At 32.8% G+C, this 22,904-nt stretch carries 15 protein-coding genes; 8 read left to right on the top strand and 7 right to left on the bottom strand.

All coding sequences use genetic code 4. From position 1 onward, the window contains the following. The first annotated feature begins 135 nt into the window (after positions 1 to 135). Complete coding sequence (locus MSU_RS03495) at positions 136 to 6,915, top strand: ABC transporter permease (protein WP_013610086.1); 6,780 nt, start codon at positions 136 to 138, stop codon at positions 6,913 to 6,915. Between the two features lie 6 nt (positions 6,916 to 6,921). On the opposite strand, the gene MSU_RS03490 is transcribed toward MSU_RS03495, so the two are convergent. The 7 genes from MSU_RS03490 to purB form a co-directional block, all read right to left on the bottom strand. Continuing rightward, the gene (locus tag MSU_RS03490; protein ID WP_013610085.1) at positions 6,922 to 8,421 is read right to left on the bottom strand and encodes a hypothetical protein; all 1,500 of its coding nucleotides are present in this window, start codon (positions 8,419 to 8,421) and stop codon (positions 6,922 to 6,924) included. Positions 8,422 to 8,555: 134 nt separating this feature from the next. Beyond that, the gene (locus MSU_RS03485) at positions 8,556 to 9,515 is read right to left on the bottom strand and encodes a hypothetical protein (protein ID WP_013609366.1); all 960 of its coding nucleotides are present in this window, start codon (positions 9,513 to 9,515) and stop codon (positions 8,556 to 8,558) included. A 4-nt stretch (positions 9,516 to 9,519) separates the two neighbouring features. Then, positions 9,520 to 9,948: a hypothetical protein gene (locus MSU_RS03480; RefSeq protein WP_013610084.1), complete on the bottom strand. Its 429-nt coding sequence runs from the start codon at positions 9,946 to 9,948 to the stop codon at positions 9,520 to 9,522. A 14-nt stretch (positions 9,949 to 9,962) separates the two neighbouring features. Next, positions 9,963 to 10,124, bottom strand: coding sequence for a hypothetical protein (locus MSU_RS04825; RefSeq protein ID WP_013610083.1), 162 nt, complete (start codon positions 10,122 to 10,124; stop codon positions 9,963 to 9,965). Further along, complete coding sequence (locus tag MSU_RS03475; protein ID WP_013610082.1) at positions 10,097 to 10,915, bottom strand: hypothetical protein; 819 nt, start codon at positions 10,913 to 10,915, stop codon at positions 10,097 to 10,099. Before MSU_RS03475 ends, MSU_RS04825 begins: the two co-directional genes overlap by 28 nt. Positions 10,916 to 10,917: 2 nt before the next feature. Beyond that, complete coding sequence (locus tag MSU_RS03470; RefSeq protein WP_013609358.1) at positions 10,918 to 11,349, bottom strand: hypothetical protein; 432 nt, start codon at positions 11,347 to 11,349, stop codon at positions 10,918 to 10,920. A gap of 19 nt (positions 11,350 to 11,368) precedes the next feature. Continuing rightward, positions 11,369 to 13,417 (bottom strand): adenylosuccinate lyase, encoded by a 2,049-nt coding sequence (purB, locus tag MSU_RS03465; RefSeq protein WP_013610081.1) that lies wholly within the window; start codon positions 13,415 to 13,417, stop codon positions 11,369 to 11,371. Positions 13,418 to 13,542: 125 nt separating this feature from the next. On the opposite strand from purB, the gene dnaK reads away from it, so the two are divergent. The 7 genes from dnaK (at position 13,543) to pyk (ending at position 22,894) form a co-directional block, all read left to right on the top strand. Then, positions 13,543 to 15,375, top strand: coding sequence for a molecular chaperone DnaK (gene dnaK / locus MSU_RS03460; RefSeq protein ID WP_013610080.1), 1,833 nt, complete (start codon positions 13,543 to 13,545; stop codon positions 15,373 to 15,375). A gap of 102 nt (positions 15,376 to 15,477) precedes the next feature. Continuing rightward, the gene (locus MSU_RS03455) at positions 15,478 to 16,011 is read left to right on the top strand and encodes a hypothetical protein (protein WP_013610079.1); all 534 of its coding nucleotides are present in this window, start codon (positions 15,478 to 15,480) and stop codon (positions 16,009 to 16,011) included. Further along, positions 16,004 to 17,902, top strand: coding sequence for a hypothetical protein (locus tag MSU_RS03450; RefSeq protein WP_013610078.1), 1,899 nt, complete (start codon positions 16,004 to 16,006; stop codon positions 17,900 to 17,902). Before MSU_RS03455 ends, MSU_RS03450 begins: the two co-directional genes overlap by 8 nt. 19 nt (positions 17,903 to 17,921) lie before the next feature. Beyond that, positions 17,922 to 18,545 (top strand): MPN555 family protein chaperone, encoded by a 624-nt coding sequence (locus MSU_RS03445; protein ID WP_013610077.1) that lies wholly within the window; start codon positions 17,922 to 17,924, stop codon positions 18,543 to 18,545. 34 nt (positions 18,546 to 18,579) lie between these two features. Next, on the top strand, positions 18,580 to 20,202 hold the full coding sequence (gene eno, locus MSU_RS03440; RefSeq protein WP_013610076.1) for a phosphopyruvate hydratase: 1,623 nt from the start codon (positions 18,580 to 18,582) through the stop codon (positions 20,200 to 20,202). Positions 20,203 to 20,294: 92 nt separating this feature from the next. Then, entirely contained in the window at positions 20,295 to 21,278 is a 984-nt protein-coding gene (locus MSU_RS03435) for an ATP-dependent 6-phosphofructokinase (protein WP_013610075.1), read from the top strand. 2 nt (positions 21,279 to 21,280) lie between these two features. Beyond that, positions 21,281 to 22,894, top strand: coding sequence for a pyruvate kinase (gene pyk, locus MSU_RS03430; RefSeq protein WP_013610074.1), 1,614 nt, complete (start codon positions 21,281 to 21,283; stop codon positions 22,892 to 22,894). Positions 22,895 to 22,904 lie beyond the last annotated feature (10 nt).

Below are 22,904 nucleotides of genomic sequence, written 5' to 3'. Positions count from 1 at the left end.
ACCACTTCTTTTATTATTTTTTAGACATTTAAGTTTTTCTTCCTTCGCTTGATAGCGAAGGTTTTATTAAACTATGTTTTTTCTTAATTACTTCTTTTCCTCTATGTAAGAACACAACTTCTTAACTAGGGAGATATGTTCTTACTCTCCAAAACAGTTATAAATCATGTCAAGTCAAATGTATTTTCTACCTCCGTAATAACTTTTTTTGCCGGATGCTCCGCATTCGTGCAAATATCTACAGACAATATAAAGGAAATAATAGATTCCTCTATTAAGCCCTATTCTATTGCTCCCAAGAATGATATGTTTATCAAGACTGGAAGTCCTGATATATATTCAGGAGGTTCCAGCTTTACTGTCCCTGTATCAGTAGAAGTAGAAGATGAAAAACCTAAAGAAGGGAATCAAGAAGTAGAAATTAGATACCTAACCCCTAAGGGTTGGTTTGTTACATACAAAAATGAATTGGCTAAAGAAAGAATGGGAAAACTTAAAGATTCTAAAGCCAATTATTCTGGGGACTATTGTGTCCCCATGAAAGGTATTAAGTCTATATATACAAATTATTGATTTAGACCAAAAATTAGATTCAAGGGTGTTTGAGATGCAGCTATCACAAAAGACAATGACAAATTAGAGACTGCATCTCTTATTGCTAGAGACAATAAGAGATTTAGAAAAGAATGTGCTGACTATACAGAAGAAGTAGATATTGAAAATGATTTTCTTGGAAAAATGATTCATGACTATTTAAAGGCTTATCATGATCCAGTTAACCAAGAATATAAAAATCAAAACTCTTTAGTTGTTGCAATTGCCGGACATGCTTCCGACAAAGAAAGTGAAACTATGAGACAAAGGGGCAAAACAGTCATTAGCTCCTCATGGGGTATGTTTCCAGAACAAAATGAAGAATTAAAAAAAAAGAGAAATCGAAGGAGTTTATCGCAAGAAACTAACGAAAATAACACAGAAAATGTCCTAGAACAAGTTAGTCAAAAACCAGAAGGGGAAGAAAATTCCTCTACTGGACAAGAAACTCCTAATAGTTCACCAAAATCTAGAAGAAAAAGAGAAGCTAAAAAACAAGAAGAGCAACCAGCTTTTAAAAAAAAGTCAGTTTTTTCTCAAAGAAGTGAAGAACAATCTTCAGAAACATGCGATAGCAAAGATTCTTGAGAAAAAAATGGTTGTCTTTGTAAGTTCGGATCAATAACTGCAAATGGTAATGGAAATGGCGGAGGAAGTAGTAATAAATGTAACGGACAAGCAGGTAGGAGTCAACAAGGAAATCAAGAATCTTTACAAAAAATTCTTAAAAATGGTGACATGGTTGGTATGTCCAAAGATGGAGGTGTTATTGAACAAATAGGAGATGGAACAGAATACAAAAGATTAATTAGTTTCGAATTTACTAACAAGTACAGAGAACGAAAAAAAGCTAAGTTAAAGATAGAAGCTGAAGAATGACTTCTCAGCACTCAACATCTAGATATAAGAAAAATACTTCAAGAATTTAGAAAGAACGAAGGTCAAACAGAATTGAAGCTTGTACAAGCTTCAAATGGTTATCAATCTCAACAACAAGTACCAGAACTTCAACAAGTTAACAGCAAAGTAACTCTAAATGATCATCAACTGTGAACTCCTTTTGAAATGAATCCTTGGTTACAAAATCTAGAAAACCGAAACATTAAGAAAAAGGCAGGAGAAGGTCTAGAAGACATCATCAATAAATATCGTTTGATGCACGATAACCAAATGATGAGATTCAACCCAGATCCAAGAGAAGAACACAAGATTAAGTTCAATATTCACAAATCTGTACAGATATCTAATATGGGCAACTCATCTGCTCATGTATCAGATACATCTAAGACTGGACACTCCTTTAAGGTAGTGTCCATAGAAGATGTAAAAGAAAGGGGGGAAACTAACCCTCTAGTAATTATTAGAGGTAATCCTCTCTTTGACTATAGAGAGGATCAAGAAAAACTTATAAGAGACTTTATGGCAGTCTATGACATGCCATTCTATTCTCCTTGAATGGTACCTCTTCTAAGAATGATCTCAAGAGCTAAGTTCACAGATCAAGAAAAAGATGTTAGAAAGACTCTTCAATGATGAGTAGCTTATCTTCAATATCCTTGAAGAGATACTTGAAATATTCCTGAAATAAAAGAGAAGGAATATACACCTGATATGCACAGAAAACTACAAATTTGATTAAGTGAGATCCAAGAAAACACTTGAAGTGTTTCTGGAGCTAGAACAGTATTTAACTTTACTGCCTACAACAGATATCACATTGTTAGCAAAGAGATGTTGCCCAATCTCTTTGTTGAATTAAGAAACTTCAGAATGGTAGGTTATATTGAACAACCTACTTCTTACTTCACAGTTATATCTCCTGAGTATGCTCGAATTAATGGATTCGAGCCTATCTCAGATCAACAATATAAAGACTTTAGAAAGTTAGTTAATAATTTGTGATTAGATCAAGAAACTTGGGAAGAACACTACAACAAGTTCGTGAATAATCCAGAAAATCACAAACACCTAATAAATGTAGGTGATAAAAAAATGATTATTACTGGATTAGGATTAACTCCTGAGCTTTTATATCCAGCTCAGTCTTGGATCTCTCTACAACCAGATAAGACTAAAGAAGCAGTTGTTTATGTAGACAGATTTGGATTTAATGACCTCAAGGAAAGAGGTTCAGTTAAATGACAAGAACAATATATTACAGTTGGTTTCCCTGAGGTCATTAAAGCTAGTTCCAAAGAGGAGCAAAAGAAATATATGGAAAAGCTAAAGAGATATATAGATGAAAAGCTAGCTGAAAATAAAGATTACTATACCCTAACAAAGTTAGGGGAAGAAGAAGGTAGTGATCAGCTATATAGCTTAAGAGGAAGCTATATTCCTGTATTTCAATCCAGAATTAGTGCTATCTCCTATACGCTTTCCGGATTGATTTATGCAATAGTTATTACATTAATAATCATTCTTGTAAAGAGATACATAAAGAGTAATATGTATCTCTTTGGTAACTTCGTTGCCAATGGAATGGCAAAAACAGACGTACTTATTAATGTATGTCTATTTACATTACTTCCTCTATCTTGTGCAACAATGTTTGGATACCTCCTATCATTGTTGACACAATCTACTTTCTATTCAATAGTTTCTGCCTATTGATTCCTAAACACTAGATTCAGTGTATTAAGTCTTGGTAATACACTGTACTTTATCTTTAAGGTGCTATCTTTAGTAGCGCCTGTAGCTTATTTCTGTTCTTTCTGATTACTTAAAGATAATGCCAGTGTATTATTGAAAACTACTTCTGGAATGAAGATCAGTAAGTTCAACTTCTTTATATATAGACTTCTCTACAAGATTTCTTCGACCTGAAAATTCAGGTCGGTATTACTATTCAATACTCTAAATCAATCTACTATATTATCCATTACCTCTGTAATAGGATTTGTATTCCTAAACTTCTTTTTCCATAATCATGGAAAATTTTCTAAAGTTGCTGAAGCTGAAAAGGCAACTAAAAATTATGGTTTTGAGTTTGAGTTAGAAACTCCAACTAAAGAATCAGGAGAATTTAACTTAGTTTCTTATGCCAACTTAGGAAAGGGAATAGATTTGATGAAAGATACAGAACAAGCTTCTTCTCAAAGTCAACAACAAGCAAATTCATCAGTTGAAAAAACCTTTGGTGTTACCAAAGCAACTGATGACAGAGATTATGCAATTAAAGATAAGAAAAGAGAAATAAATATATTAGGAAGTATTTATAAGAATTACTATGGTCAATTTAATGGTTGATGGGATGAAGAATATAAGAAAAAGAACAATATAGGTGATTGCGATTCACATGGTGCATTAAATCACAATAATGGACAACAACAAAGTGGTCAACAAACTCAATCATCTGACGGTCAACATGCTTGTTTAGCTAAATTTGGTGCTTTCCAAAGAAAAAATGAATCAAATGGTCAAAAAACAGAATGGGAATTATGGAAAAAGACTGAACAATCAAATTCAAGAAAAAAGAGATCACCTGAACCTTCATCATCTCAAAAAGAAAAAACTTATCAATATTTCGTAGACAATAAACCACTATTTAGTTTCTGGAATGACTATTACAACAAAAAAGTGAAGCCAAATAATACTCAAGTAACTAAATCACAAGGGGGACAAAACCAAGATAATGGATGAAAGAAATTTAATGGTAATGGTGAATTAATTACAGAAGAACAAGGTCAAGTTTCTTCAGGCTCTTCAAATGGCAATGGAGAATACTATCTCCCAACCCTTAAAACACTACTAGATATATATTCAAATTATTGGATAATCTCTTCCAGAGACTATGACATAATTGAAAGTTCAATGGAATTCTTTAGAGGGAAAACCCTCTTAAGAATACTATTGGACATCAATATCGAATATGTTTCTGATTCTGGTAAGTTAAATTACAACGTTTGGGATTGAACTTCCAAGAATCTAGAAAAAGTTCAACCAGTTTTGAGAAAAATGGATGAACAAAACTATGACAAATTTATAGAGTCCATAGTTAGAAGTAAGTATGGACCTTTCTTTGTTTCCAGATTTATGACCAAACATTCTGTTGGTCAACAAAATTTAATAACTAGTTCTTCAAGTACTTCTAGTTCAATCTCATCATCAAGTAGTAGTTCTGTAGGTACACAAGCAAGTTCCCAAACCCAATCCAATAATGAACAAAAAGATCTTTCTAAGTTACTAGGAAGACAAGGAGAACTATATCAAGGAAAGAAAACATATTACTTTAAGGGAACTGATATAGGTAGAGAAACTCAAAAAACTAACCAAAGAAATGGAAATGGTAGTCAAAAGAAAACCCCAAAACAAGACTTAAAAATTGATAATGGAAGCTCATCAAATAGTCAACCTCAACAACAGCAGCAACCACAATCTACAGAAAGTTCAACTCCAAAAGGAGGTGGAGCTCAAAATCAAGAACACAAAGATTATGAAGATGGTCTCTACTATCTAGATGGAACTAAGATAGTAGTCCTTAATACTTCAACAATAGTAGATAGAGAGATCATACTTATGTATGATCCTGAGTTCCTCTATCTAATATTTACTGCCATTGCAGACTTCACAGAACAAAAATATAACGGTACAGGAAATAGTTCAGGAGAACCTTATACATTACCGATTAAATATACATTCGGTAATGTAGTTCATACTGTAGAAAAAGATGAACTACAATCACAACAATTAAAGCAAGTTCAAGCTTCTTCTCCAGAAGCTGAACAACAAAACTTACCACCTCGTTATTATTTCTCAACCCTAAAGGGTCGAGATGAATATTTAAAAACTAATAGTAAAAGACAAAAGAGACAAGCTCAACAACAAGTTGAGCTTAAATTTGATGCTTCAAAAACTCCAGAAGGAGACCAAACTTACTCCTGAACAAAAGGAAAAGCTAAGAAAGATAGTCAAGCTAAAGATTTTGCAGCCAAAATAATAGGTCTAAAAGAAGACTCTAGAGGAGCTTATTACAAGCTTTATTCAAATGGAAAATTAGTAAATGACAAACTTTATCAATCTGAAAATAATCATGGATCTGATAACAATACTTATCCCCTAATTATTAATAGATTTGCAGCAAGACAACACAATTTGAAAGTAGGGGATTTAATCAAATTCACTCCAGAAAACCACTACACTAGATTTACTTGCCAATTAAAAGTGGCTCCAAAAAATGGAACCACTTCACCTCAAGCTAATGGAGGAACAAATGGAAATGAACAAGATAAAGTTTGTGAATACAAAAATGAAAATGGTCAAAATGGGTGAAAGAATAAAGAAATAAAAGAACACACATTAAAAGTAGTAGAAATCTTTGATTCCTACTACAAAGAGGCATATTTTATGTCTCAAAAGGATGTAAATAAGATCATAGGACTAAATGAACATACAGGATTTAATGGAATATTTACTAAGAATCAAGAACTAGATCTAGAAAAACTACCAGAACAGATTAGTCTGGCCTTCTCATCCTATTCTGTTTCTGGTATTTATACCAATGTACAGCAAAAACTAAATAACACAGCATTTAGAAACTTAATGAACTCTACTCCTCCTTTGCCGGAGGCAAGAAAGAAAAAGAAAAATGAACAAGAAGCTCAAGGAGAAGAAAATATTGGAACAAATAGAAACTTCAAGATTCTTCAAAGAATACTAGGAGTTAATAACTTAGACTATCAAACAATTAAATGACCAAGTCAACAAAGTAATGGAAATTCTTCTGAACAATATGAAGAAGAAACCCCTACAGCTCAAACTGAACAAAGAATTGAAGATCTTTCAAGAAATTATTTAGCAAATTATTTCTTGAAAACATTTCAAGATTATGAATCCCCAATGAACTCTGTTATTGTGGGAATCATGAATAACAGTATTGTTAGTGATGTAATTTTCAAGAACTTAAGTAACTTAACAGATAATGTTTCTTATCTGTTTATTTGCTTAGTTCTTCCTTTATTAGTAGTTAGCCTAATAACTGTTATCTATCTATTAATTAAGGATCTAGAAAGTATTTTTGTGACAACTAAGTTATTAGGTTTTGGTAATAGAGAAAACAGTATGCCAATAATTGTTTACCTGTTTGCTCTATTATTCCTATCTTCTTTTGCAGGATCTTGTGCAGTTCCTGCAATTCTAAATAAATATGTAAATATGTTATTTACAAATCAATCTATTCTTCTTCCTCTAGTACTAAGTAATGGATTAATGACAGGAGTCTTTGGACTCCTAGCAGTAATCTACTTCTTCTCTATGTTTAGATCCTACCTAAAAATTAAAGGTATTTGCCTACCAGTATCTATTAAGTTACTGGTAGGTTAAAAAAACCTAAATACTGTAGTTTGAGCATTTTGCTCAAAACTTATTACCTTCATATCAATTGAAAGTTGATAAGAATTTAAATTCATATTCTCTTATATATTTTTGAGCTCCAGGGATCTCAAAAAGACATCATCTTTTATCACTAATATTTCCACGGAATATTAGATCATTTCAAATGAGTTGACAACCTTGAGATTCTGAACCTTGAAAAGCAAAACCAAATCATAATTTGGATCAATATTTTTGACATTCTATATCAATTAAGTTGTCATTTCTACCCTTGTCTTTTCATTTATTAATAATTTCAGTTTTGCTTTTTAATTCTCCTTGTTTATTTCAGTTGTTATTGTTTCCATTAGTTAAGTAAGTTTTTGATGAGCCCCCTTCTGGGGCTTTAGAGAATCTTACTGTACTTACACCCTCTCTTTTTCCAGCTTTAATAACTTCTAAAACTTTAGGAGTTGTTTGTTCTTCTTTTCCAAAACTTTCTAATTGTTCTTCTGATTCAGAACTATCAGAATATTTTAGTTGATTACTTAAACATTCTGAATAGATTTTCTGATTATCACCATTTGTTCCATTTTTTTCCTTCTGTCCGCTCTCAGACTTAACTTTTTCACAAGTAAAAGAAACCTCTTCACCTTTTAGAAATTTTTCTAAAAGTTTGAAGGGATTAATCTCTTCATTATCTTTAATATCTGCTTTTTTCTGTAAATAATCATCTAGTCATTTGTCTATAGGTCCTCCAATTCAATAGCCAATATGACTAGATATTTCAGGCAGATTAATTACTTTCTCCCTTCCTATTACATTCTTTAATTCAGGAATTATTCTTGTAGTATCCTGATTAAGTTCAGCTATTTTGACTAGTTTTAATTTCACTAGATCTTTCATTTCTTTTTGTCTACGAGAATAACCATTCTTTAAAAGATTTTTTAAATTATCACAAGTCTCTAGTAACTCTAAAGACTCACACATCTCTCTATCAGATTTTTTATCTCATCAGTTTTGCATCATTTCCAGTTCTGGTTTATTCATTTTTCTGAAGAAATCTTTATAAAGTTCTACTTTCTTAATAGTTTCTGCTGTGATTTGGTCCACATTTTCATTGCGTGGACCAAATCATTTATTGTTTTTGTCTATTAGTATTCCATCCACTAGTCTTCTGGACTTCTGCCCATAAAGACTAGGATCTATTTTTATTACTTTATTATCTTTAGTTACTAGAAAGAGAGGGCTATTAGAGCCCTCACTTTCGTATTGCATATTTCCAAATAAATGTTTATCTAAACTACTATTAGCTTTAGGTCTACTAGAAGTTAGTAAAAGTTCAGACTGTGAAAAGTCTGATCTTTCTAAAGAATCAGCTACAGCTTTAAAGTAAGTTCTTTCTTTTTCATGTATTTTTGGCTTTTTGCTACTAGCCCAAGAGAATATATGATTCTTAACTGAGACTCCAAATATAGAGCCAAGACTAGTGACAAGAATTCCGAATTTGCCGCGCAAGATCCGAAATAGTCCTGTTTATTAACTGGTCTATTTTGCCAAAAATTTCATTCAGATTTTTTATCTGAAAAGCCAAATTTTAATTTAAGGAAATAACAAGAAGAGGGGGAATTTCCCCCTCTTTGTTGAAGCTCCTAGACTTTGTAACAGTTAATTACTTCCATGTATCTTGTTCCTTGATTGTTTTTGGCATTTTGATTTTCTTTTTCTCATCCCGAAGTTATTACATCATTATGTTCGTCTCACACCATTATTGATTGTCGAAGAAAGTCAAATCCAATATTTTTCATATTAGCTGCAGTCTTTTTATTGTGAGGTGAATTAAGTGAATTACCTTTTCACTGGGTTTGAACTCCCCTATCTAAATAGTTAGTGCACCATTTTTTCGGATCATTAACTTTTAAACCTAGTATTCATCCCTTTCTCCCTAAAGCCCTTTTCACTTTATTCTTATTATTTTTGTCTAACTCAAGTATTCCTAGTTTAGGATCGTCAGTACTATCTAGGAATACTTGTGAACCATTACCTCCAGTAGCCTGAATGTAATATTTTTCTCCATTACTTTTCTTTTTGGCGGATGCTTCAGAAAAGTTTCAACAAGTATCTTTAGAAGATTGTTGATTTGTTGTGCTAGATGCTTGTTGAGTTGTTTGGCTTCCTCCTTTTACTATGTTTTCTCCGAGAAGTATGCAAACATGTCTGTTGCTTATTCCCTTAGTAGTTCTTTTAGTATTGTGATTGTGATTAGAAGATCCTCCATTATTATTTCCTTTATCTGTCTTTACAAGATTGTTTTGTGTAAAAATGATGTCAACATCATTTTTACCTACTTTGCCTCCTCCAGTAGCTCTCCCTCCAACTCTTACATTATCTTCCCAGCCTCCAAAATGAGTTTTGTTTTCTCCAACTAGTATCCCTTTACCAGGTTCTTGGGATATAGAAGAAAGTTGAACTTTGTCAAAAATTCTCGTACCCTTTTGATAATCAGAAATAGTTTCATCATAGTTGTACATAGAGCCGATTTCTCCAGCTCCTAGTCCGGCACCAAGCCCCACAACTAGGATTAGAGCTTTAGTAGCTATACCACCAATCATTTAATTATTGTTGTTTCTTCTGTGAGTCTTCTTGTTTGAAACAAGAAACTCCTTCTCTTCCTATATTACCTGTTCAAACAATATCTTTGTTCCATAAACTTTTAGCTCTAATTTGTTTTCCATTTGTCTCTCCTAATCTACAGATGGTCTCTTGACCATCTCCTATTTTTCCTATAGTAGTTATTTCATGAACTTCACCCTTACTTTTTAGAATTCTTTCAAGCTCAGTAGCAAAACCTTCTCAACCATTACCCATCAAAACTACATTAGTTCCATTGATGGGTAACTTTTCTCCATTTTCAGTATCCATTTGCATACCATGTTTCTTTCTTTCGAACCAACTAGTACCTTGAGCCCAATGTCTGGCAAATTGAGAAGAAATACCTATGCCCCCTCCAACTAACAGTAGTGGAACTACAGTTATCCAATTCATTTTTATTTAGTTACTTAGACTTGGTAACAGTTAATTACTTCCATAAACTTTCTAGCTCCACTATTTTGACTATCATGACTCCCATTATTGTCTTTTCAGCCAGAAGTAATAGTTCCATCTTTTTCATACCAAACCATTACTGATTGTCTTAAAAAGTAGAATCCGACTTTTTTCATATTTTCTCTATTTTTCTATTCTTTTCGATACCATCTATTGAATTTCCTCTTCACTGATCAGTTTCTTTATTGTGATGTACATGACATCATTTTTTAGGGTTATCAACTTTTAACCCTAAAACTCAACCTTTTCTACCCAGAGCTCCTTTTATTCCTCCATTTGTAGGATTTAGTTCTATAACTCCTAATCTAGGATCTAGAGTACTATCTAGAAATACTCTAGATTGATTTCCTCCTGTAGCTGCTATATCATATCAGCCACCTCCATTAGCTTTTTGTTTAGAAACTCATCAAGAGTAGTTTCAGCAAACATCTCCATTTTCTCCTGATATTTGTTGATGATTTGATTCACTTGAAGCTTGTTGAAGCCCACTATTTACTAAGTTCTTTCCAAGTAATATACATACATGTCTATTACTTACTCCCTTTGTAGTTCTTCCAAAATTATTTCCACTACTGCTATTGTTACCATTGTCAGATTTCTTAAATCTATTTTGTGTGAAAATGATGTCAACATCATTTTCTCCTACTTTACCTCCTCCCTTAGCATTTCCTCCAATTCTTTTATTATCTTCTCAACCTCCTAAGTGAAGTTTGGTTTTTCCTACTTCAATACCTTTTCCATCTCCTTGTGAGATGGAACCTAAAGCCATTTTGTCAAATCACTTATTTTCTTTATATATAGAAACTGTCTCATCATAGTTGTACATGGAGCCGATTTCACCGGCTCCTAGTCCAGCACCAAGACCCACAGCAAGAATTAATGCTTTGGCAGCTATGCCGCCAATCATATTTATTTACTTAAAGAATTTGAATTAGATCCTTGTTTGAAACAAGAAACACCCTTTTGATTAATGTTTCCAGTTCAAACAATATCTTTATCTCACAAGCCCGTTGCACGGACTTGTTGTTCTCCTTGTCCTAGTCTACAAAGTGTTTCTTGTCCTTCACCAATTTTTCCAATAACAGTAATTTCTTGTACATCTCCATTACTTTTTAGTACTCTTTCAAGTTCGGTTGCGAATCCTTCTCAACCGTTACCCATAAGTACAACATTAGTTTCATTAACTACTAATTTTTCCCCATTCTTGGTATCCATTTGCATACCATGTTTTTTTCTTTCAAATCAACTATCTCCCCTTACCCAATGTCTTGCGACTTGGGTAGAAAAACCTACGCCCCCCCCCGCCAGAAGTAGTAAAGGAACAGTAATAGCTATATTCATATAGCTATTTAGTTAATTATTAAATTACTCAAACTCCTTCTACTCCTCTATGTTGTCCATGTAAATCCATTCCAGATCCCACTATTCATTCGTCCTTATTAACTTTAATGATCTCACCTACTCAATTAGTTACTTGCTTACTATTTATTTGTTTAACTAACTCTCTATCATTTCAATTCATTTCTCTTTGTATTAGTCCTTCTTGTTTTCCCCTGAAATCTTTAGAGAATAAAGATTTCTTGTAGTAATCAGTGAAGGAGTCACTATCGTGACTCCCATTCAACACTTTTTTAAATAGAGATACAGTCTTTATTTCTTGGATTCCCTCTATTTTTGATAGGGAATCATATAAGTTAGTTAGTGTTGACTTACTTTCAACTACTCCTTCAAGAATAAGAATTCGAGGATGTTTTTCAATTAACTTTCTAATTCGTTGAAAGTCTTTTCTCTTATTCAGCTCTCTATATATGAACTCTTCAAAAGTTTGAGTCCCTTCGGACTCTTTAAAGCCCTTAACATAACTAGACATTGAATGATATAGAGAACAGAATACAAATGGGAAAGATAGCTGGGAAATAATTTTCCCAGCAAACATAGAAGAACCTTCTATTAGAGAAATTACTAATATAGGAGTTTGTTCTTCTCCAGAGATATTATTCTGGGAATAATATCAGTTAAGTCTCTGAGCTAAGAAGTAGATAATATTTTCTACTTCATATTTATTAAATAATTGCTTAGAGAAAGATTTTGTTTGAATCTTCTTTCCAAAGATTTGACTATAAATCTTTGGAAGTTCTCTTAAATGTCTCTCTAGATTGAAGCAATCTTCTCAATCTTTATTGGAAAGAAGTTTCTTTATAGGAGAAGATTGAATAGCTTCTCATAAAGATGGGAAGTTCCCATCTTTTACTTCTTTAGAAAGAGAAGAAAGAAGTGTATGAGCTTCTTCTCTTGTACTTATAGAAGAAGATTCTATAAGTTTTAGGAGAATACTTTGAGAAGATATAAGCCCATTAGTTAACTGAAGGTTTTTAGAAATACCTTCAGAATTGGCTTTTATCTTCTTAAGGAATTTGTGCATTCTAGCAACAATATTGAATGCGAGAATAGGAGCATCCATTAAGCTCATTCTCTCATTAGAAGAGTGACTAATATCTCTTTCTTCTCACAAAAAGTTATTGTCTTTAGCTAGAGAAGAGAGACTATCTAGTCACTTAGTTAATCCAGTAATGTTTTCTAACTCTACTGGATTAAGTTTGTGCGGCATAGAAGAAGAACCCACACTATCTTTAGGTTTAAGTATTTCTATTTCATTTATTTCTTCTCTCATAAAGGTTCTTAGAGTAAGAGATAAAGAGTTAATAATAGAACCTATATGAGAGAGGGAATAAATATAAGAAGAATATCTATTTCTAGGTAGAGCTTGTGTAGATCCCGAAATAGTATATAGTCCAAATCTAGAAGATAATTCTTCTTGGACTTCAGGTCCAATATGTGCATATGTACCTGTAGATCCCTTAATACTAATTACTTCTAAATATCTTCTAGATATATAGAGACTTTCAAGAGCTGACTCTAATTCTTGGTAGGTTATTGCGAACCTATATCCAAAAGATGTAGGTTCTGCATGTCTACCATGTGTTCTACCTACTTGAATAAAGTCTCTATATTCATTAGCTAATTTATATAGAGTGTCTTGCAGACTCTCTATTTCTTTTATAAGTAATTTATTAGCTTCCCTAAGAGCTAATGAATTAGAGCTATCTATGATATCTGAACTAGTAATTCCATAATGTATATATTTAGAAGCTGGGTTTCCACCCAGCTTTCTCTCTAGTAATCTAAGGAAAGCTACAAAGTCGTGCTGAGTTTTCATTTCCTCAGCTACTACTTCATAGCTTGGAATTTCTGGTCATTCTAGTTCTAGTTTTGCTATCTCCTTGTCGGAGATAGAAAATCTTCTAGCTAGAGAATATAGTATTTCTTTCTCAAGAATAGACCACCTTTTATATTTGGAATTTTCTGAGAAAATATGTTCAAGTTGTGGGACTTCATATCTCTTGATCATTCGTGTTTTATATTTCTAATTCTATAAGGAATTTGGTTAGATATCCCAACAGGATAAGGGCCATTAGAAATATTTTGGGAATAATTTTTAGCAGTTTAAAAAAATTATGCTAAAATAATTCTCGAATGGCAGTAAAGAAAGAAATAATTCTAGGTATTGACCTAGGTACAACTAACTCCTGTGTAGCTGTAATAGAATCAGGAGCTCCTAAAGTATTAGAAACTCCAGAAGGAAAGAGAACAGTTCCTTCTGTAGTTTCCTTTAAAGGTAAAGAAATAATAGTAGGAGATAGTGCTAAGAGACAAATGGTTACAAATAAGAACACTATCTTCTCTATTAAGAGACTAATTGGAACTGATGAAAAAGTAACTGCTCAGGGAAAAGAATATAGTCCAGAAGAAATTTCTGCATATATTCTTTCCTACATAAAAGAATATGCAGAAAAAAGAGTTGGAGAAAAAATTCAAAAAGCTGTTATTACTGTTCCAGCATACTTTAATGACTCACAAAGACAGTCAACAAAGAATGCTGGAAAAATTGCTGGACTAGAAGTAGTTCGAATTGTTAATGAACCTACAGCAGCTGCGCTAGCTTACGGACTAGATAAGAAAGAAGAAGAAAAGAAAATACTTGTTTATGACCTAGGGGGAGGTACTTTTGATGTTTCCCTTTTGGAAGTTTCCGATGGAACCTTCCAAGTATTGGCAACATCAGGAGATAACAATCTAGGTGGTGATGACTGAGACCAAAGAATTATTAAGTGACTTTTGGAATCAATCCAAAAGGAACATAGTGTAGACCTATCTAAAGATAACTTAGTAATGCAAAGACTAAAGGAAGCTGCTGAAAAAGCAAAGATTGAACTTTCTTCAGTTCAACAAACACAAATTATGCTTCCTTTCCTTTCAATGGTTCGTGGAGAACCATTGAATGTTGATTTCTCATTAACTAGAGAACAATTCCAACTATTTACTAAGGATTTACTAGAAAGAACAATAGCACCTGTTAAGGATGCTATTGCAGAATCTAAGTTATCACTTTCAGACATAAATGAAGTTCTACTAGTAGGTGGTTCTACTAGAATGCCTGCAGTACAAGAACTAGTAGAAAAACTAACTGGAAAGAAACCTAATTTGTCTATTAATCCAGATGAAGTAGTAGCTCTAGGAGCTTCTGTTCAAGCTGGAATTCTAGCAGGAGATATCAAAGATATTCTCCTTCTAGACGTAACACCTCTAACTCTAAGTATTGAAACACTAGGTGGAGTTGCTACTCCTCTAATTCCTAGAAATAGTACTATTCCAATTGACAAGAAGCAATTGTTCTCAACTGCTGTAGACAATCAACCTAGCGTTGATATTCACGTAGTACAAGGTGAAAGACCTATGGCTAACCAAAACAAATCCCTAGGTACTTTCACCCTTCAAGGAATTAAACAAGCTCCTAAGGGAATGCCAAAAATAGAAGTATCTTTCTCTATTGACGCTAACGGTATTCTTACCGTTAAAGCAGAAGATAAGGATACTGGAAAACAAAATAATATAACTATTAATCAAGCTTCTGGATTATCAGAAGAAGAAATTAATAAGATAATCCGAGAAGCTGAAGAAAATCTTGAACAAGATAAGAAAGTTAAGGAAGAAATAGAAATTAAGAATGAAGCTGAATCTTGGATTTCTATGCTAGAAAACCAAATGAAGGATGATTCTTCAAAGATTCCAGAAGCAAGTAAAGAAGAAACTAAGAAGTTAATTGAAGAATTCAAGAAACTTCTTGAAGAAAAGAAGTATGATGAACTTAAAGCTAAGATGAATCAACTAAAAGAAATGAGTCAAAAAATGATGCAAGAAGTTTATCAACAACAACAACAAGCTGCTGGAGGACAAGCTGCATCAGAAGAAAAAGGTCCTGAAGGAGAAGACATCAAAGAAGTAGAACTTAATGAAGAAAGTAATTAGTTTTAAAGTTAAGAACTAAATCTTTAGTCTTTTTTCTGAGGAGTTTTTACTCCTCAGTCTTTTAAATTAAAACTGTATTGTTAATTTATTTAGTTAATTAATTTGAGTTCCGAAGAAAGAAAGTCTAACTTAAAGGATTCAGAGTTAGACTCTATAGTCCTAAAACTACTATCTGTTGATAGTAGACCAGTACCTTTTAATGTATTGAAGTCCAAATTCTTTAGATTCATAAGAGCTAATCATCCTAGAGAATTTGTTCTTGAAGAATCTTTCTTCAATACATTAACAAGACTAAAGAAAAAATACCTTATAGGTGAAAACCAATATGGTAAGTGGTTTATAGACTATCTAGACTATAAACACACTAATAGATTTGGAGAAGGCTTCTTAGATATAGAACCAAGAAGTGGTAATGGATTCATTACAGTAAAGAAAGAAGGAGAAAAATATAAGAAGTCTTCTCACTTTGTGCACAAGAAAAATCTCAATGGAGCTAAGACTGGAGATTTAGTAAAATTTGTTGAATTGGAGATAAATCTCAAGAGAAAAGCAGCTAGATTTTCTCTTATAGATGCTTCTGTAGTAGAAGTTCTGAGTCATTCTTCAAAAGACTCAGAAGTATCTAATAATGAGTAATAGTAACGAAAAAATAATTCAATCAGCTTCCCAAAAGACTGAACTTCTGTTCAGAAATCCTAATTCTAGACCTACTGAGCAAGAACTTGCTAAAGCGAAAATTGCTCAGCAATTATCTCTTACTTGTGAGAAGCCTAGACAAGGTAAGAGAATATTTGCTCTCTATCAATTATTCTCTTACTACTTCTTTAGATCAGAAACTAAATCTTTTATAGCTTTCAAAATAATTGAGATATCAAATAAATTAGCAGAAAAATACAGGGAAAATATTTCCCTGATTAATGAATATATAAAAACTACAGGAACATCTAATATAGCTGATTTAAAGAACTATATCAGCTATATTAACAATAAAGACTTAGTAGAGTTCCGAGAAGGAGAGGAGCAAATTAATTTCTTTAAGCAATTACTTTATTACTATGATCAACGTCAGAGCGGAAAAGTCAATATTTCTGCCGCTACAACAAAGTTGAATATTGCCGCTCTGAAAAAAATAGAGGAAGAAGCTTTTGAGTGTTGACTTCGTCTATTAGATATCAACTATGAGTTGAGAAATACCATTATAGGGGCAGAAAACAGAAAGGCACTTTATTACCTTTCTGAAAAGTATGTAGACTTACATACTATCATAGATGGAATTAAAAAAGAAACATTTAAAGATCTAGAGAAATACAGAGAATCAACTGTAAAGGAATACTATGACATTATGAGTTATTTCTCTCTTCCATCTAATAAGTTATTAGACTTTAGATTATTTGTTCAGAAGAAGCTAGAGTCCAGAATGTATGAAGCTCAATTCTTAAAGTTACCTGCCGGTAACACTATAAATAATGACATAGCTCTTCTGAACAATAACTGTAAAGAACTTAAGAGACAATATCTCTTAAGTCTTAAAGAGATTTCTTCTATAGTTAACCACTATAAGGAAATCATTATTAGATATCAAACATTCTTTACAGGAGAAATAGACAAAATGATTTCCTATATAAAGGAAAGTTATGTTAACTTAATGAATATCCTATTCAAGAAGTTACATGAGTCCAAAACTTTCCTTTCACTAAAACCTATTAAGTTTGAATCTTCTGACTTAGAAGTTGTACTTCAACTAGAAAAAGAAAAAATAGAGCAAGAAATTTCTAAGTTGAAATCAAAATATTCATCTATTTTGATTCCACTTATAAGTTCTATTGATTCTGAAATGGAACGAGTTGAAAGCAAATATTGTTTCAACTTAAGTTTTGCTAAATCACAGTGTTCTTCTCTTCAAAGTCTTCAAAACGAAACAATTAAAGCTTTTGTTTCTAGATTCAAAGAGGAAAAAGATAAGGTAGAGAAAAATATAAAACAAAAGCAAAAAATACTTGAAGACTTTGAAAAGACAATGTTAGAAGATACTAATCACTTAGTAAATCAATTAAAAGAGGAATGTAATACTCTTTGCTCTGATTTACTAAGAGAGAATCAGTATTTCTGAGCTAAATTTAATTCAGAATTTAACTCAGAATCAAGAAAGTATTTTGTAAGACTCTACTATGAATATGCACCATTCATAAGTAGTTGAAATGATGGAGAGAATGGTTGAATGTATGAGTATTTAATACTCAAGTTAAATTCTGAGTATCTCAGAAAAATAGGATCTACAGTTAAACACTATTCTCCTGAAGGTAAACTTCATGAGAAAGCTGCAAGATTAATAGAGAGTTACTCTAACTTCTTTAGGAATGTAAATCTTCAGAGGGATGAAGTGGAGTTAGACTCCCTTCTTAAGTTAAATACTATTCCTAAAGTAGACTACTCTAAAGTAGAGGAAAAGCTCAATAAGAGCTTAGAAGATTTGAAGAGTGCACACGTAGAGTTCACTGAGTTAATTAGTAAAATACTAAATAGTTAAAAGTTACACTTAAAACTATATGAGTGACAGCAATAATGCCAGACACAAGTCTGAATTTAAATCAAAAATAACTAGAAGAAGACCTATAAATTGAGGAACTGAAATAACAATTAGTGAGATAAGACCTATTCCTAATTTAGTTGAGAACTTTGAAGAAGTTCTCAAAGCAATGAATCCGGGGATAACTGATGAAGAAATAGCAGCTAAAAAGAGGGAAATAATAGAGAAAGATAATATTTTTAACTTTGTAATGGATGAGGTAGCTTCAGCATACTCGATAGAGTTTGATGAAGAAGAAGTAAGAGAAAGAGAGAAGAAACTTTCTGAAAGCTATAAAGGTTATTCGGGAGATGAAATAAGAAATAGTGTTAAAGTTATGATACTTAAAGACCTCATATATGAGGACTTAGCTAGAGAATGAAGAATAGAAGTATCTGAAGAACTGGCCAGAGAAACACTAAGAGATTTTCTAGATAAAACAGGTCAAAAACATGATGAATATCTAAACGATCCTGCTAGAATTGAAATGGTAAGAAAAAGTATTATGGAACAAATTATTACCCAAAGAATCATTAATGCATTTAAAACTACTATAATTCAAATGGATGATCAAAAAGATAGTGGAAAAATACTTAAGTCTTAGTTAGTAAGACTTTAGTATAGTAGTTTAGAACTAAGTGGCTTTTAGTATAGAAAATCTTTTTGCATATGAGTTAATTGATTCTAGAGGTAACCCAACCGTAGCATGTATTGCTAAGGTTGCAAAGGGAAAATTCCTAAGTAAGAAGAGCTTCACAGCTAAGGTATTAGTTCCTTCAGGAGCTTCTACTGGAGCTAAGGAAGCTCTAGAACTAAGAGATGGTGATTCTTCCAGATTTGGAGGAAAAGGAGTTAAGAAAGCTGTTCACTACATCAATTATGTACTAGGACCTTCACTTATCGAAAATGATGTAAATCCTGCTGATCAAGCAGAACTTGACAGATTTTTAATGGATCTAGATGGAACTGAAAATAAGTCCAGATATGGTGCTAACACAATTCTTGCTGTTTCACTTTCAGTAGCTAAGGCAGTAGCTAAGGCAAAAGGACTTCCTTTTTACCAATATGTAGCTGAACTATCAGGAAATCCAAAAGTTAGAAAATATGTTCTTCCTCTTCCAATGGTGAATGTAATTAATGGAGGAGCTCATTCAGATAACTCACTTGACTTCCAAGAATTCATGTTTGTTCCTGTGGGAGCTTCTTCTATGCATGAAGCTGTAAGAATTTCAGCTGAATGTTTCCACGCATTAGCTAAGTACCTAAAGAGTAAGGGACTTTCTACAGCTAAGGGAGATGAAGGTGGATTTGCTCCTAACTTTAACTCAAATGAAGAAGCTTTGAATGCAATGCTTATAGCTATAGCAAATGCTGGATACAAAGCTGGAGTAATACATGGACATGTTGCTATAGCTCTAGACTGTGCAGCTAGTGAGCTATATGACAGTAATACAAAACTATATAAATTCAAGAAAATGATTAAAGCTGGATGTCTATCAGAAGAAGCTGGAACTAAGGGAACTGTTCAAATGATTGATTACTATGTTGACCTAGTAGAAAAATATCCAATTATCTCTATTGAAGACCCCCTAGCTGAAGATGACTATGAAGGATTTGCACTTCTTCAAAAGAGAATTGGAAAGAAAGTTCAAATAGTTGGTGACGACCTTTACTGTACTAACCCAGAATTGACTCAAATGGGAATTGAAAAGGGACTTTCCAATTCTGTATTGATAAAGGTAAATCAAATCGGAACTCTATCCGAAACTCTAAATACTATGAGTCTTGCTAAGAAAGCTGGATGATCATGTATTATCTCACACAGATCTGGAGAAACTGAAGATACAACAATTGCTGATATAGCAGTTGGAACTGCTGCTGGACAAATTAAGACTGGATCATTCTCCAGATCTGAAAGAATAGCTAAGTACAATAGACTTCTTGAAATTGAAATTGACTTAACTTCAGTTAACTCAACATTCTATGGACTATATAGCTTGTTCAGTCTTGACTTCAACAATACTGAACTATTTAAAGCTAAGAGCTATATGGTTAATGAAAGAACTGGAGAAGTTAAGTGTGAAGTTCTAAAAGCTGAACTAGACCAATCATTCAATAAGCCTTCACAAATCTTTGATGGTGTAAGTGCAGGAGTAAATCCTTCAGAAGAAAGTGAAATTAAAAGTATGGAAGCACAAAAAATTGAAGATGACCAAGAAGGAGAAGATAAGAAGAAAAAAACAAGATTTTCAAAATCCTAATACTTAGCTTAATATAAGTATCTGGGCCTTTTCTTGCTCAGAGGTTTCTTCTGTTTATTTTTTATTAGTTTAAGCTAGAACTCCACCACTTTTTGAGAAAGGTAGCTATTTTAACTTCAGGAGGTGATGCCCCTGGAATGAATAGCTCCCTATACTCATTCAGTAAGCTAGCTACTCAAAAAGGTTACGAAGTTCTATATGTTAAGAATGGATATCAAGGATTCATTAATGGTGAATTCACATCTATCGATCTAAATCAATTAAAGAAAGAAGTTTATTCTCCTGGAACAGTTATTGGTTCAAGCAGATCTCCTGAATTTAAGTCTTCTCCTGAAGCGAGAGCTAAAGGAGTTCAACAACTAAAAGATAAGGGAGTGGAAGCACTAGTAGTTTTGGGAGGTAATGGATCATATGAAGGAGCAGAATTAATTTCTAAGCTGGGACTTCCAGTTATTTTGCTTCCAGCAACAATTGATAATGATGTTACTTCTAGTGAATACACTATAGGTTTCTTCTCTGCACTAGAAGAAATTTCCCAATCAATTAGAAAGATTTGATATACAGCTGAATCTCATTCCCAATTAACTTTTGTAGAAGTTATGGGAAGAGATTGTTCTGATTTAGCTGTACTAGCTTCTAGTGCTTCTCCACTAGTTGACTATGTTATTACTTCAAAGAATGTTCCATCCTTTGAAGAACTTAAGTCAAGAATTTCTTCTCTTAAGAGTTCAGGAAGAAAAGGTATTGTTATCCTAGTAGTGGAAAAAATTCTTGGTAAGTCAGTTCTACCTTCTATGGGAGAACTGACATCAAAACTAGAAAGTGAACTTGGTTTCACTGTTAGAGGTTGTGTATTAGGACATACACAACGAGGAGCTATTCCAACTTCCTGAGAACTATTTGTTTCTTCTCAATTTGGTCGAAAAGCTTTTGAAGCTTTCGACTCTAAAGAATTTGATATTGCTATAGGGTTTAATGGATCTAGCTTTTATAAGACTTCAATTGATAAGCTAGATAGTTCTTCAAAAGGAGATAGACTATCTCTTATTGAAGAAAAGAATAGTTTAGTTTCCTAGTTATGATGATTAAGCAATTCCCATTAAAGTGCACTAAGATAGTTGCAACTATAGGTCCAGCTGTTACTTTGAAACTGGATCCTTCAGCTACAAAAGCTAAGAATCCAGTTGAATATGGAGAAGTTCTTTCCCTATTCAATGAACTATTCTTTAATGGTCTAAACTGCGTTAGATTTAATTTCTCTCACTCAAATGATGAGGAGAGAATATTCAGACTAAATCTTCTTAGAGAAGCTAAGAAAGAATTCTTTAATTATTTCAACAGAATTGACAAGGATGGCAATTCTCCACACAAAGTTAGATTTGTATTCCCAATCTCAGAAATGTGTGACACTAAAGGTCCTGAAATTAGAGTATGTGCTATGCAAGAAAAAGATGGACAACAATATAAGAGAGGTCAAACAGTGAGAATTCACTGTATTGACAAGTGTGTAGGTAATAGTGAATGTTTTTCAGTAACTGACTCTACTGGTAAATACAATATGGCAGCTGACTGCATAGTAGGAGAAAAAGTATTAGTAGATGATGGAAAACTATCCCTTCTTATTAAGGATGTAAATGTAGAAGAAGGGATAGTTGAAGTAGTAGTTGAAAATGATCACATTTTGAAAGGCAATAAGAGAATCAATCTTCCTAATGCTGAATACTCTATGGAATTCCTAAGTGAAAGAGATAAGGACGATATCCTATTCTCTCTAAAGAATGGATTCTCCTTTATTGCTCTTTCATTCGTGAATAAGCAAGAAGACATTCTAGAAGTTAAGAAACTTATTTCCGAAAATATTGGAGAAGGAAAGAAATCTCCTCTAATAATTTCAAAGATTGAAACTACTCAATCTTTGAAAAATATTGATGAAATTATTCTTCACTCAGATGGAATAATGATAGCAAGAGGAGATCTTGCTCTTGAAACTCCTTTTGAAGAAGTTCCATTCTGAACTAAGAAGATTCTTTCTAAAGCTGCTCAAGTAGGTAAACCTGTTATTGTGGCGACTCAAATGCTTGATTCGCTAGAAAGAACAGTTGTACCTACAAGAGCTGAAGTATCAGATGTATATAGAGCAGCTGAACTTAGTGCTGACAGCACTATGCTTTCTGGAGAAACTGCTCAAGGGCTATTCCCTCTAATAGCAGTTTCTACTATGGCAAAAATAGTTCAAGCTGGAGAAAAGCACTGTAACTACCTAAAACTACAAGGATATTACACAAAGGAAATAAAGTCTTCAAGACTATTTAACTTGAGTAATCTTCTTCATGAAGAACACAATAAGTTCCCATATGCTTTAGCTTGTTTCATGTTTGAAGAATCTATTTCTGAAGAAGAGCTTCTTCCTCTTTCCAAGCTAAAGCTAATATTCCCTCTAGTTATTTTTTCTAGAAAGAAGAGCTTTGAAGAAGCTACTTCTGATATGAGTTCTCAAGTTAGCTCTATCTTTAGGGGAATTTATAGAGTATCTCTATTAAATTCCACAGAAGAAAGTTTGGAAGATTGTGCAAAAATGTTCCTAAATCTTGCTGGATTTGAACAAGATAGTTCAACATTTGGAGCTTCAGGAAGAAAGACACAAACATTCATGCTTTATGAAAAGGGAGAACTAAGAGTTATTCCCTTTTAAAAGCTAGGTT

This window comes from Mycoplasma suis str. Illinois, from assembly GCF_000179035.2.
Classification (GTDB): domain Bacteria; phylum Bacillota_I; class Bacilli_A; order Mycoplasmatales; family Mycoplasmoidaceae; genus Eperythrozoon_A; species Eperythrozoon_A suis.
This window is presented reverse-complemented; position numbering and strand designations above follow the sequence as displayed.